The organism is Hippea alviniae EP5-r, assembly GCF_000420385.1.
Lineage (GTDB): Bacteria > Campylobacterota_A > Desulfurellia > Desulfurellales > Hippeaceae > Hippea > Hippea alviniae.
This window is the reverse complement of record NZ_ATUV01000002.1, coordinates 374382-387125: the sequence shown is the minus strand read 5'-3', so window position 1 is coordinate 387125 and position 12744 is coordinate 374382. Positions and strand designations below refer to the sequence as shown.

Below are 12744 nucleotides of genomic sequence, written 5' to 3'. Positions count from 1 at the left end.
CTCCCTTCTTCTAAACAAAAGGAGGGAAACAGATGAACCCATTTATCGTATCTTTACCTAATGAGTTGCCAGAATACCCAAAGTTTGTTGAAGGCATAAGAAGGGCACCAGCAAGACACTTCAACCTAAACGAGTATCAAACAAAATTGGCATTAAAAAACGCATTGAGATACATACCTAAGCACCTGCATGAGCAGATAGCCGAAGAGTTTTTAGACGAGCTTTTAACAAGGGGCAGAATCTATGGATATAGATACAGACCTGAAGGAAGAATCTGGGGAAAACCTATAGACCAATACGAAGGCAATACACTGGAAGGAAAAGCCTTTCAGGTTATGATAGACAACAATTTGGATTTTGAGATAGCTCTTTATCCTTACGAGCTTGTCACATACGGTGAGACAGGCCAGGTATTTCAGAACTGGATGCAGTATAGACTCGTAAAAAAATACTTAGAAGTGATGACAGATGAACAGACGCTTGTCGTAATGTCTGGGCATCCTTTAGGACTATTCCCATCTCATAAAAACGCACCACGCGTTATAAACACAAACTCTATGATGGTTGGACTGTTCGACAATCCCGACGATTGGCACATAGCGGCTCAGCTTGGTGTGGCAAACTATGGCCAGATGACAGCTGGCGGTTGGATGTATATAGGGCCGCAGGGAATAGTGCACGGCACATACATAACCATCTTAAACGCCGCAAGACTCTTTTTAGGCGTTCCGTGGGATTCGGATTTAAAAGGACACCTGTTTGTAAGCTCTGGTCTTGGCGGTATGAGTGGCGCTCAGGCTAAAGCAGTCGAGATTGCAGGTGGCGTTGGAATTATAGCCGAAGTGGATTACTCCCGTATTGAGACAAGAAAGAATCAGGGATGGGTAAGCTTTGTAACGGACAGTTTAAGGGAAGCCTTCGATGTGGCAGGTGAACATCTTGAGTCTAAAAAACCCATATCGATAGCATATCACGGCAATGTTGTGGATTTATTGGAATATATGGTTGAAAACAACATAAAACCAGAGTTGATAAGCGACCAGACATCGTGTCATGTGCCTTACGATGGTGGGTATATACCACAAGGATTAACCTTAGAAGAAGCACGCAGAATGATTAAAGAAAACCACGAACTCTTTGTAGAGTATGTCAATAAATCCTTAAAGAAACATTTTGAACTGATAAAAATACTGCACAAAAAGGGCGGATACTTCTGGGATTATGGCAACAGCTTCCTAAAAGCCGTCTATGATGCAGGCGTAAAAGAAGTCGCAAAGAATGGTGAAACAACTGATGAAGGCTTTATCTTCCCATCTTATGTTGAAGATATAATGGGACCTTTGTATTTTGATTACGGCTATGGTCCTTTTAGATGGGTCTGTCTATCACACAAACACGAAGATTTAATCAAAACAGATAAAGCTGCAGCAGAGATTATAGACCCAAATAGAAGAATGCAGGATAGGGATAACTATCACTGGATAGTAAATGCCGAAAACAACAAGCTTGTCGTTGGAACAGAAGCAAGAATCTTGTATGCCGATGCTCAAACAAGGGTTAAGATAGCTTTAAAGTTCAACGAGATGATAAGAAAGGGTGAAATAGGCCCGGTAATGCTTGGACGAGACCATCATGATACAGGCGGCACAGACTCACCTTTCAGAGAGACGGCAAATATCAAGGACGGAAGCAATATAATGGCAGATATGGCTGTCCACTGCTTTGCTGGAAACGCAGCGCGCGGCATGAGTCTTGTTGTTCTGTCTAACGGCGGCGGTGTTGGTATAGGAAAGGCAATAAACGGTGGTTTCGGACTCGTTCTGGACGGCTCAAAAGAGAAAGATGAAATCATTAAAAAGGCTTTAGATTGGGATGTTATGGTCGGTGTGTCAAGAAGGGCATGGGCAAGAAATAAGAACGCATTAGAAGTAATTGATGAGTGGAATTCTGACTCAAAAGGCGCCATAACAAAACCAGAGATTGCAGAAGACGAACTAATAAACGACTTAGTAAAAACAAAATTGGGTGTGAAAAAATGATAGACTTACTCATTATCAGGGCTGAAATCTTTACATCGGACGGCAAACTGAAAAAAGGTGAGAAACTAAAGGAAGTCAAACATTTAAGCGATTACGGAATAGCCGTAAAAGACGGCATTATCACCGATATTGGCAAGACAGAAGATATGCTAAAAAAATACCACAGACAGGCAAAAGAGATTTTGGATGCAGGCGGAAAAGCCTTAATTCCCGGCTTTGTCGATCCACACACGCATGCCGTATTTACAGGAAGCAGAGAGCAAGAGTTCAAGATGCGCCTTGAAGGTAAAAGCTATATGGAGATTTTGCAGGCCGGCGGTGGTATCTTGAATACGCTTAAAAAAGTCAGAGAAGCAAGCCTTGATGAACTCGTGATAGAGCTAAAAAAGAGAGTCAGATTATTTTTCGCATACGGAACAACGACATTCGAAGCAAAAAGCGGCTATGGTTTAAACTTTGACGATGAGATAAAAATGCTAAAGGCTATTCAGATAGTAAATTCAGAGACCGATGCTGAAATAATCCCGACCTTCATCGGTGCTCATGCAATACCGCCTGAGTATAAAGACAACAAAGAGAAATACATAGAGAAGCTAATAAACGAGATTATACCGTATGTTGCAGAAAACAAACTCGCCGAATTCATCGATGTATTCTGCGAAAAGGGTGTCTATACAGCCGGTGAGACATTGAAGATACTCAAAGCCGGCGAAAAATACGGCCTAAAACCCAAAATGCATGCAGATGAGATAGAATCAATCGGCTGCAGCGAGCTTGCAGAAAAACTAAAAATTTACTCCTGCGACCATCTTTTAAAGATAAAAAAATCAGGCATAGAAGCAATGAAGAAAGGCGATACAATAGCGACACTTCTGCCCGGCACTGCATTTAGTTTAAAAGAACCTTTTGCCAACGCAAGAGAGCTCATAGACAACGGACTTGCCGTTGCCCTTGCAACAGATTGCAATCCGGGCAGTTCTTTCAGTGAATCCATGCCGCAGATAATAACGCTTGCCGTTTTAATGATGAACATGCTGCCCAAAGAAGCTTTAAACGCTGCAACAATAAATGCGGCTTATGCAATCGACAAACAGAACAAGCTTGGCTCTATTGAGATAGGAAAACAGGCGGATTTTGTGATTTTAAAGGAAAAGAGTTACTTGTTTATACCGTATCATTACGGTGTAAATCCTATCTGGAAAACCTTTAAAAGAGGCAAGTGTGTTAGCACAGCAGATTATTAACGGTCTGACTATTGGCAGCATATATGCTCTAATAGCTATGGGTTTGGCTTTAATATACGGAATTTTGCGCATAGTTCATGTGGCTCATGCGGCTGTTTATGTTGTTGGTGCCTATGCTGGCTTATACACCTACCTTACAACCCACAGTTTTATCTTAGCCGTGTTGACTTCAATGGTTTCTGCTTCCCTTGTTGGAATTCTCATTGAACTTCTCATCTATCTGCCACTCATAAAACACTCTCCCTTAATATCACTTATAGCCAGCATAGGCGCATTTATAAGCATAGAAGAAGCTGTTAGACTCATATTTGGTCCTTACATAAAATCGTTCCCTTCAACTCTATTTTCTGGCGAGATTCATCTATCGCATATCGTTATAAGCTATGCTCAGATGGTAGTGCTTTCTATAAGTTTGCTCTCCATTATCCTTATTTGGATTACAACGGAAAAAACGCGTTTCGGTATGGCTTTAAAGGCCGTTTCGCAGGATGTTGATTTAGCCGAGATAACATCACTTGATTCCAAAAAACTGATATTTTTGGCTTTTGCCTTTGGTTCGGCGTTTGCAGGCCTTGCTGGTCTGCTTGTTGGTTCTTATTACAACTCCATATATCCATCAATGGGCGATGTTCCAGCTTATAAATCACTTGCAATAATCGTTGTGGGTGGAATGAGCAATATCTGGGGAGCTTTCTGGGCTGCAATATTCATAGGATTGCTCGAGACAATATCGATAGGCGTATTTAACATTCCACTGCCAAGGGATTCGCTTGCCTTTATATTCATGATAATCATGCTTCTGTTCAAACCTGAAGGCATTATGGAATTATTCAAAGGATTAAAAGGATGAGCGGATATATCATTACACTTCTTATAACCATAGGCATATACATCATACTCTCTTTAAGCTTAAACATACTCGTAGGATATTCGGGACAGGTCTCTTTAGGTCATGCTGCATTCTGGGCAATAGGAGCATACTCATTTGCCATCTTAACCACAAGATACTCCGTTGGTTTTATAGAAGCATCAATGCTTTCCGTTCTGATTACCACCTTTGTCGGCATAATATTGGGTCTGCCGAGTTTAAGGTTGTCCGAAGATTTCCTTGTTATAACGACGATAGGGATAAACTTCATAGTCGAAGGCATATTCAACACCTTCAATTACTTTGGCGGAGCAATGGGTATAGGCAACATACCGTTTCCAACTATAAATGGCCATATGATATCAAACCAGGTATTTGCTTTAATAGTTTATACTGCTGTTGTTTTAACAATAATCATCAGCTATCTATTTAAACTCTCATGGAGCGGTTTGGCATGCTCTGCTATTAAAGATGACGAGCTTGCAGCAGATGTAAGCGGCGTATCTGTTGTAAAGTTCAAAATGATAGCCTTTGCTCTAAGCTCTGCTTTGGCAGGATTAAGTGGGATTCTGTATGCAAGCTTTATGGGATTTATCAGCGCTGCGGATTTCTCTTTTCCGGTTTCTGTAACGATTCTTGCTATGGTTATGGTTGGCGGAGAAGGAACGATAATAGGGCCTATATTCGGCGCTGCCCTGCTTGTTCTTCTGCCAGAGCTATTTAGACCCATTCACGATTACAGAATGTTGCTTTATGGACTCCTAATCGTGCTTATGATGAGATTTCAACCCGATGGATTCTTTGGCAGAAAGGGAATCGTATGGTCTCTTTTGAAAAGGTATTGAAAGTTGACAGTATAACACAGATGTTTGGCGGCCTAAAAGCCATAGATAATGTGAGTTTCTATGCGAAAAAGGGCGAGATATTCGGCATAGTAGGGCCAAATGGCGCTGGGAAAACCACACTTTTTAACATAATAAGTGGAACAATAAAGCCAACAGCAGGAAAAATTATCTTCAAAGATAAAGACATAACAAAACTCAAAGCCTTTCAAAGGGCAAAAATAGGCATAGCAAGAACATTTCAGGTTGTAAGGCCGTTTTCAAGTTTGAGTGTATTTGATAATGTTGCAGTAGCCTACGGGTTTAGATTCTATGATAAGCCTTTTGGTAAATTTTTACTAAGAAAGAACAGAAAAATTACCGAAAAAATAGAAGAGATACTGAAAAATACCGGATTAGAAGATTTAAAAGATAGAATAGCTGGCGAGCTTCCTTTGGGTTATCAGAGAAGACTTGAGATAGCACGAGCTTTAGCCTTAAACCCTGAAGTTATCCTGCTTGATGAGTCTTTTTCTGGACTTAGTTTCTCTGAAATGGACGAAATAAAGAGACTGGTTTTAAACTTGAATAGTCAAGGTATGACAATAATCATCATAGAACACCACATGCCCGTTATTATGGATTTAAGCAAAAGGGTTATGGTTATAAACTATGGCAAAAAGATAGCAGAAGGAAAACCAGAAGAGATAGTGAACAACAAAGAAGTCATAGAAGCGTATTTAGGGAAAAGCTATGCTAAAGGTTGAACATTTAACGGTAAATTACAAAAGCATAAAAGCGGTTGAAGATGTATCAATAGAAGTCAAAGAAGGCGAATGTGTTGCCATAATAGGTGCAAATGGGGCAGGCAAAAGCACACTTCTAAAGACAATCATAGGTCTTCTAAAGCAGAAAAGCGGCAATATAGAGTTTGAAGGAGAAGAGATATCAAGCCTTGCAGCCCATAAAAGGGCTCAGCTTGGTATATCGTTTGTTCCCGAAGGCGCAAGAGTATTTCCCAAAATAACAACAGAAGGCAACCTTCTTCTTGCCGTATATCATGAAAAGGATAAGGCAAAGATAAGAGAAAGACTCGAACATGTTTACACTCTATTTCCACGCCTAAAAGAGAGAAACAGCCAGCTTGCAGGAACCCTATCTGGTGGAGAAAGACAGATGCTTGCCTTAGGCAGGGCATTAATGTCAAAACCAAAGCTCCTTATGGTTGATGAGATTTCTCTTGGCCTGATGCCTAAGCTTGTTGATTTTGTGTTTGAGATACTAAGCGAATTACACAAATCGGGCATAACGATACTGCTTGCAGAACAGAATGCAAATAAAGCATCAGAGATCGCACAACGCATGTATGTGCTTGCCTTAGGAAAAATAGAAAAACAGGCAAAACCTGAAGAGATATTAAGCGACCCAGAGATAAGAAAAGCCTACTTAGGCATGTAAAAATTCTTTGATATATATCCTGTTTATTTATATACTTCTTCGGGATGATTAATTTTCACAGTAAGTCTATTGTCCATCTTGATAACTTTCACTATAACTTAAGTCAGCTTATAAAACTGATAGGCAAAAAAGTATCGATAATACCTGTAATAAAAGCTGATGCCTATGGGCATGGCATTGTAAGAATAGCGCGAGAACTTACAAATTACTCTCAGGTTGCATATCTTGGTATAGCCCACATAAAAGAAGGTGTCATGTTGAGAAAGAAGGGCATAACACAACCGATACTCGCAATGAGCTGTGTCGATTCGTTTGACTTGAATATGATGGACGAGTTTGAAATAACGCCTGTTGTTCATAGTCTATTTCTGCTTGAAAGAATTATAGAGTTTGCAAAAAGCAAAGGAAAAAGTATAAAGGTTCATCTAAAGTTTGATACAGGAATGGCAAGGTTGGGCATAAGGGAAGAAGAAGTTGAGAAGGCGATTAATGTATGTATAAAAAATGCCGACTATTTAAACATAGATGGAATTATGTCTCACTTCTCTGATTCCGAAAGCGACTTTGAGTGGACAGAAGAGCAGTTAAACAGGTTTGAAAGGATAATAAAGGCGTTTGAAGATAAGGGTATAATGGTAAAACTCAAACATATAGCAAACTCAGGTGCAATAATCTCATCAAAAAGAACGCATCTAAACTGCGTAAGGCCCGGGCTTTTCATGTATGGATACGCTCCAAGCTTAGAGCTTAAAAATAGCGTTGACTTAAAACCTGTATTAGAGATACAATCTCAACTGATAAACATTCATACCCTAAGAAAGGGTGAAGGTATCAGTTATGGAAGGACATTTGTGGCGGATAAAGATATGAAGGTTGGTGTTGTCGCCTTTGGTTATGCTGACGGGCTCTTTAGAAGCTTGTCAAACAGAATGCACTGCATAGTAAACGGTAAAAAGGTAAAACAGGTTGGAACAATATGTATGGACATGTTCATGTGTGATTTGAGTGATGTTGAAGCCAATGTATCTGACACGGTGATCATAATGAATGAAGATTTAACGGCTTATGAGCTTGCAGAAAAAAGCGGCACAATCCCGTATGAGATTTTAACAAACATTGGAAAAAGTATAAGGGTTAAAAGGGTTTATAGAAGATAATGGAAATTTTTGCTTTAATTGGAAGAGCTGTTATAAACTTTATATCCGAACTCGGCGGAATAGCCGTTCTTTTATTGAATTTTGCAAAATCCATATTTGAAAAACCGAGAATTCACGCCACATTTGAGCAGATGTATTCAATTGGTGTTAAATCGACATTGATAGTATTTTTAACTTCCATGTTCGTTGGAATGGTTGAAGTTTTACAGATTTATCATGGATTTCACAAGTTTGGTGCCGAAGGTATGATAGGATACACGGTTGCTGTATCATTGGGAAGAGAGCTATCACCTGTTCTGACGGCTTTGATGATTGTTGCAAGAAATGTCTCAGCTATGGCAGCAGAACTTGGCACGATGAAAGTAACACAGCAGATAGATGCTTTGGAAGTGATGGCGGTAAATCCAATAAATCTGCTTGTTGCACCACGCATAATAGCGACAACAGTAATGTTGCCAGCTTTAGTTATACTGTCAAATGCTGTCGGCAATCTGGGTGGCTATCTTGTAGGTATGGGCATTTTGCACCTAAACCCAACGGTTTATGTTAAAAACATTCAAATTTACATAGAGATGACGGATTTAACATATGGACTTATAAAGGCTGCTGTGTTTGGCTTTATTATCTCGCTTATTGGCTGTTATATGGGTATCACGACAAAGGGCGGTTCAAAGGGTGTTGGTATATCAACAACAAAGGCTGTTGTCGCTGCAAGCATCTCTGTGCTTGTGGCTGATTACTTTTTGACGGCGTTTCTATTCTGATGATTGAAGTAAAAGATTTGAGTGTGAACTTCTATAACCAGAAGGTTTTAGATGAGCTAAACCTTAACATAGAGAAAGGCAAAATAACGGTAATAATAGGCAAAAGTGGTGCAGGCAAGAGCGTGCTTTTGAAAAACATCATAGGACTTTTAAAACCCAACAAGGGCAGCATTATTGTTGAAGGCAAAGATATAACAAAGATTCGCTATGATGAGTTAAAGAGAATAAGACTGAATTTCGGTGTCCTGTTTCAGGAAGCAGCTTTGTTTGACTCTTTAACCGTCTTTGAAAACATAGCCTTTCCTTTAATTGAGAGAAAACTCATAAAAAACAAAAAAGAGCTAAAAGATAAGGTAAAAGAAGCACTCTCACTTGTCGAACTGCATGATATAGAGAACAAGCTTCCAAGTGAACTATCCGGCGGTATGAAGAAAAGGGTTGGGCTTGCAAGGGCAATCATAACGAATCCAAAGATAATATTCTTTGACGAACCTACGACAGGTCTTGACCCGATAACGGCAATGTCGATAGCAAAACTGATAAAAAATATGCAACAGACATTAAATACAACCTGCTTTATCATAAGCCACGACCTTGCTTTAACATTCAAAATTGCCGATAGAATAGGCTTCTTACATGAAGGAAAAATAATTGAGTTTGGTGATGCAGAGCAGATAAAAAATTCAAACAACCCTATTGTAAAAGAGTTCTTAGAGAGTTATTATGTAGGAGAGAGCCATGAGTAATAGAAAAGTTGAAGTTATTGTAGGCATCTTTATATTGGCCATTCTGGTTGTTCTTGGGTGGTTAACGACACAAATGGGTAAATTTTCACTAAAGAAAAAGCCCACATACACCCTGTATGCAGCATTCAACAATGTAAACGGTTTAGATGTCAACACGAAGGTCAAGGTTGCCGGCGTCGATGTCGGATATATAAAGAACATTGGATTAAGGAATGGCAAAGCTATTGTTGAGCTTGAGATATACAAACAGTATAAAATACCTAAGGATTCAATAGCCGTAATTGCAAGCAAAAGCCTTTTAGGCGAGAAAACACTGGAAATCAAATACGGACACTCAAACGAGTATCTTCAAAATGGAGAATTTATAGCAAAAACCGTTTCTCCAACCGACTTAGGAACACTAATAACAAACATAAACAAGGTATTCAATCAGCAAAACAGGGACAACATTGCAAAGGCTTTAGAAGAGATAAGCAAACTCTCTTCTCGCTTAAACGATGTTGTGGAAGAGAATAGACAAAACATAAAACAGGCTATAGAAAACTTCAATAAATCTATGCAGACACTCGCAGAGATTCTTAAAGACAACAAGCAGGATGTAAGATTGGCTGTAATGGAAGCAAAAGAAGCGATGAAAAAGCTGAACGAGACGCTTGAGAATATCTATCTTATGAGTGCAGATTTAAGACATGGAAAAGGAACATTGGGCAAACTGCTCGTCGATGAGAGCTTATATAACAATGTTGACAATGCGAGCGAACATCTAAACAGCATATTTGCAAAGATTGATACAGGAAAAGGAACGCTTGGCAAATTGGTAAACAACGATGAAGCATACAACAATCTCAACGAGACATTAAAAAGCATAAAGCATTACTTAAAAAGAGGCGACCAGATAGCTCTAAACATCTATGCAGCAAATCAGCACAACTTTAGAGACTCATACAACAAGGGCATTGTTAATGTTGATATATACACGATGCCGGATAAGTTTTACAGAATTGGAATAGTAAGCGAAAAGGATTACGAACATACAGAGCATCCAAAGAACACAGACAACAAGCTCAGATTTACAGCTATGATGGGCAAAAGGTATTACGATTTTGTCTTAAGGGCGGGTATAGAAGAGTCTCGCTTCGGTGCAGGTGTTGACTATTATCTCTTAAATGACAATCTAAAGGCAAGCCTTGATGTTTTCGATTTCAATCATGAAAACGACATAAGAGATAAACATGTTCAGGCAAAATTTCAGCTAACATACAGATGGCTTAGGCACTTTGACATCTTTGCCGGTGTCGATGAGATATTAAATCCGAAAACAAGAAGCGTATTTGCTGGTGCAGGTGTTGAGTTCTCAAGTGATGACACGAAATATCTCTTAACCAAAATGCCATCGATTTCACCTAAGTAAATAAGTAAATAAGATAAAATTATCTTGAAAACGGCATACAAAAGCAGAAAAATTAAAAAATTAATCGACAGAGGTGAGGTGAGCTATGAATGAAGAATTTAAATACATAGATGAAGAAGAAAAAGAGATAATCGAGATGTGGAAAAATGTTGATTTTAGTAAACTCAAAAACGATGAGAAAAATCTGAAAGAGTTAAAAAAGCTGCAAAAAAGTATTTTGAAGAAAACAATAAAGAAGAAAAGTAAACTATAACTTTAAGAATACCTGCTGATGATTTGCAAAAGATAAAAACACTCGCTGCTAAAAAAGGATTGTCATACCAAACCTTTATAAAGAGTATTCTGCATCAGATTGCTGAAGATGTGGAATCAGCTAAAGAGCAAAGGCCTAATATTTGAGATAGCCTTGCAGGAGTAAGCAAGCTTTAAAAATTCTTCAATTGCCTTTAGTTTCTCTTTGGTTAAATCATACTGTATATTTTCTGTTAAATACTTCTTACACTCATCATAACCCACAAGGCTTCTTGACTCTTCACAGATATCGTTTATCAACTGCTTACCCTTCTCTTTTGCTCTAACAAACTTTTCAACAGTATCAGATGATAGTTTCCTATTTGTAATCCATGCAGCAAATACAAATGGCAAACCCGTCATCTCAAACCACTCTCTTGCAAGATCAACTACAGTGCCGTTTGATGTTTTCAATCTTTTTAAAGCATTGTCTCCTATTACAAGCTCGCAATCTGCTTCACCGTCCCAGACATAATCAACCGACATATTGTATTTAAAATGAAAGAGAACCTTCGTTAAGGCAACCGATGTCTTTGAGTTCTTATCAAGCTTTACAACCTTAACCTGCTTTAGTGGTTTTTTTAAAAACAGAACAACACTCTTTACCCTGCTTGTCGTTGAGATACAACCATCCGGCAGAAGAAGATAATCTTCAGAGTTTACATATTCGACAATTGACGCATTGCTAATATCAACCTTTTTAGCAAAAAGCAGCCGTGCACACTTACTCGGCACGGCTGATATAAACTCAAAATCGTTATCAACAATCTTCTTTTTCAAAGCATAATAGAGCGGAACAGCATTCAAAAACTCAACTAATGCAACCTTCATACTCTTCTTTCTACCTTTTTCAACCAGCCTTCTGGCGCTTCAATTTTGCCCGTCTGGAGTCCCGTATAATATTCATAAATCTTTTTTGTTATCTCACCTATCTTGTTGTCATTTACAACAACAGAGCTTCCATCTTCAAATACATACTCACCAACAGGCGAAATCACGGCGGCCGTTCCAAATCCACCTGCTTCTGTTATCTCGCCAGTTCTTATTCCTTCTATAAACTCATCAACCCTAATTCTCTCCTGTTTTGTCTTTATACCCATTCTGTCGGACAACTCCATCACACTTTCGCTCGTTATAGACCTTAAAATCGTATCGGTGAATTCTGGTATAACCACTGTTCCATCCTTCATAACATGGTAATGATTCATTGTGCCTGCTTCTTCGATGTAGGTGTTTGTTGTATCAAGATACAAAACCTGCGTTGCACCGAATTTTTTTGCAAACTCAGCAACCTGCAGAGATGCAGCATAATTACCTGCGGCTTTGGCTGAGCCTGTTCCACCCGGTGGCACTCTGTGAAACTTTTTTGTTATTAGAAGCTTTATAGGTTCTGTAAAACCCTTTGGATAGTATGGACCGCTGGGCGAAAGTATAACCATAAACTTATAAGTCGAACTTGGATGAACACCAAGAGAATCTTCTGTTGCAAACATAAATGGCCTAATATATAAGGATGCACCTTCTTGAATAGGAAACCAGAGCCTGTCAACATCAATCAGAGAGTGTATTGCTTCAATCTGCATCTCTTCTGGTATATGTGGCATACAGAGAATATCAGCAGACCTGTTCATTCTTTTTGCGTTTTTGTCAATCCTGAATGTGTAAATCTCACCATCGTCGTGCATAAATGCCTTTGCACCTTCAAAAATAGCCTGAGCATAATGAAGAACTATGGCACCGGGCGACAGCTCAATAGGAGAATACGGCACTATGCGTGGGTTAATCCACTCACCATCTTCATAATCCATAACAAACATGTGGTCTGTCCTTAAAAGACCAAAGGGCAAAGTCTTGTCTGGCTTAAACGCTTCTGTTCTTCTTTCTGATTTTGGTTTTAAGTTATACTGGATGTTCATTTTACCCTCCCACTATTTTTGATTAGAAG

At 39.1% G+C, this 12744-nt stretch carries 14 protein-coding genes; 12 read left to right on the top strand and 2 right to left on the bottom strand.

Annotated elements, in window-relative coordinates:
* Positions 1-32: 32 nt before the first annotated feature.
* The 12 genes from G415_RS0108715 to G415_RS11440 all read left to right on the top strand — a co-directional run bounded on the left by G415_RS0108715 (position 33) and on the right by G415_RS11440 (position 10907).
* Positions 33-2039, top strand: a complete 2007-nt coding sequence (locus G415_RS0108715) for a urocanate hydratase (protein ID WP_022671305.1) — start codon at positions 33-35, stop codon at positions 2037-2039.
* Positions 2036-3283 (top strand): imidazolonepropionase, encoded by a 1248-nt coding sequence (hutI, locus tag G415_RS0108710; RefSeq protein ID WP_022671304.1) that lies wholly within the window; start codon positions 2036-2038, stop codon positions 3281-3283. The genes G415_RS0108715 and hutI overlap by 4 nt, the downstream gene beginning before the upstream one ends.
* Positions 3261-4133 (top strand): branched-chain amino acid ABC transporter permease, encoded by an 873-nt coding sequence (locus tag G415_RS0108705; RefSeq protein ID WP_022671303.1) that lies wholly within the window; start codon positions 3261-3263, stop codon positions 4131-4133. Before hutI ends, G415_RS0108705 begins: the two co-directional genes overlap by 23 nt.
* Positions 4130-4996, top strand: coding sequence for a branched-chain amino acid ABC transporter permease (locus G415_RS0108700; protein ID WP_022671302.1), 867 nt, complete (start codon positions 4130-4132; stop codon positions 4994-4996). Before G415_RS0108705 ends, G415_RS0108700 begins: the two co-directional genes overlap by 4 nt.
* The gene (locus tag G415_RS0108695) at positions 4972-5739 is read left to right on the top strand and encodes an ABC transporter ATP-binding protein (RefSeq protein ID WP_022671301.1); all 768 of its coding nucleotides are present in this window, start codon (positions 4972-4974) and stop codon (positions 5737-5739) included. Before G415_RS0108700 ends, G415_RS0108695 begins: the two co-directional genes overlap by 25 nt.
* The gene (locus G415_RS0108690) at positions 5726-6430 is read left to right on the top strand and encodes an ABC transporter ATP-binding protein (protein ID WP_022671300.1); all 705 of its coding nucleotides are present in this window, start codon (positions 5726-5728) and stop codon (positions 6428-6430) included. Before G415_RS0108695 ends, G415_RS0108690 begins: the two co-directional genes overlap by 14 nt.
* A gap of 44 nt (positions 6431-6474) precedes the next feature.
* The gene (alr, locus tag G415_RS10395) at positions 6475-7587 is read left to right on the top strand and encodes an alanine racemase (protein WP_022671299.1); all 1113 of its coding nucleotides are present in this window, start codon (positions 6475-6477) and stop codon (positions 7585-7587) included.
* Entirely contained in the window at positions 7587-8351 is a 765-nt protein-coding gene (locus G415_RS0108680; protein WP_022671298.1) for an MlaE family ABC transporter permease, read from the top strand. The genes alr and G415_RS0108680 overlap by 1 nt, the downstream gene beginning before the upstream one ends.
* Positions 8351-9097: an ABC transporter ATP-binding protein gene (locus G415_RS0108675; protein ID WP_022671297.1), complete on the top strand. Its 747-nt coding sequence runs from the start codon at positions 8351-8353 to the stop codon at positions 9095-9097. The genes G415_RS0108680 and G415_RS0108675 overlap by 1 nt, the downstream gene beginning before the upstream one ends.
* Entirely contained in the window at positions 9090-10508 is a 1419-nt protein-coding gene (locus G415_RS0108670; RefSeq protein WP_022671296.1) for an MlaD family protein, read from the top strand. The genes G415_RS0108675 and G415_RS0108670 overlap by 8 nt, the downstream gene beginning before the upstream one ends.
* A gap of 85 nt (positions 10509-10593) precedes the next feature.
* Positions 10594-10761 carry a hypothetical protein gene (locus tag G415_RS11100; RefSeq protein ID WP_022671295.1) on the top strand — a complete coding sequence of 56 codons (168 nt, stop codon included), beginning with the start codon at positions 10594-10596 and terminating at the stop codon, positions 10759-10761.
* A gap of 23 nt (positions 10762-10784) precedes the next feature.
* Positions 10785-10907 (top strand): hypothetical protein, encoded by a 123-nt coding sequence (locus G415_RS11440; RefSeq protein WP_202897990.1) that lies wholly within the window; start codon positions 10785-10787, stop codon positions 10905-10907.
* On the opposite strand, the gene G415_RS0108660 is transcribed toward G415_RS11440, so the two are convergent.
* A complete protein-coding gene (locus tag G415_RS0108660; RefSeq protein WP_022671294.1) occupies positions 10878-11630 on the bottom strand; it encodes a menaquinone biosynthetic enzyme MqnA/MqnD family protein in 753 nt (250 codons plus the stop codon). The genes G415_RS11440 and G415_RS0108660 overlap by 30 nt on opposite strands.
* Positions 11627-12715 (bottom strand): branched-chain amino acid aminotransferase, encoded by a 1089-nt coding sequence (locus G415_RS0108655; RefSeq protein ID WP_022671293.1) that lies wholly within the window; start codon positions 12713-12715, stop codon positions 11627-11629. Before G415_RS0108655 ends, G415_RS0108660 begins: the two co-directional genes overlap by 4 nt.
* Positions 12716-12744 lie beyond the last annotated feature (29 nt).

Coding starts and splice junctions, on each gene's coding strand:
- G415_RS0108715 (WP_022671305.1), top strand. CDS start 33: ATGAACCCATTTATCGTATCTTTACCTAATGAGTTGCCAGAATACCCA.
- hutI (WP_022671304.1), top strand. CDS start 2,036: ATGATAGACTTACTCATTATCAGGGCTGAAATCTTTACATCGGACGGC.
- G415_RS0108700 (WP_022671302.1), top strand. CDS start 4,130: ATGAGCGGATATATCATTACACTTCTTATAACCATAGGCATATACATC.
- G415_RS0108695 (WP_022671301.1), top strand. CDS start 4,972: ATGGTCTCTTTTGAAAAGGTATTGAAAGTTGACAGTATAACACAGATG.
- G415_RS0108690 (WP_022671300.1), top strand. CDS start 5,726: ATGCTAAAGGTTGAACATTTAACGGTAAATTACAAAAGCATAAAAGCG.
- alr (WP_022671299.1), top strand. CDS start 6,475: ATGATTAATTTTCACAGTAAGTCTATTGTCCATCTTGATAACTTTCAC.
- G415_RS0108680 (WP_022671298.1), top strand. CDS start 7,587: ATGGAAATTTTTGCTTTAATTGGAAGAGCTGTTATAAACTTTATATCC.
- G415_RS0108675 (WP_022671297.1), top strand. CDS start 8,351: ATGATTGAAGTAAAAGATTTGAGTGTGAACTTCTATAACCAGAAGGTT.
- G415_RS0108670 (WP_022671296.1), top strand. CDS start 9,090: ATGAGTAATAGAAAAGTTGAAGTTATTGTAGGCATCTTTATATTGGCC.
- G415_RS11100 (WP_022671295.1), top strand. CDS start 10,594: ATGAATGAAGAATTTAAATACATAGATGAAGAAGAAAAAGAGATAATC.
- G415_RS0108660 (WP_022671294.1), bottom strand. CDS start 11,630: ATGAAGGTTGCATTAGTTGAGTTTTTGAATGCTGTTCCGCTCTATTAT.
- G415_RS0108655 (WP_022671293.1), bottom strand. CDS start 12,715: ATGAACATCCAGTATAACTTAAAACCAAAATCAGAAAGAAGAACAGAA.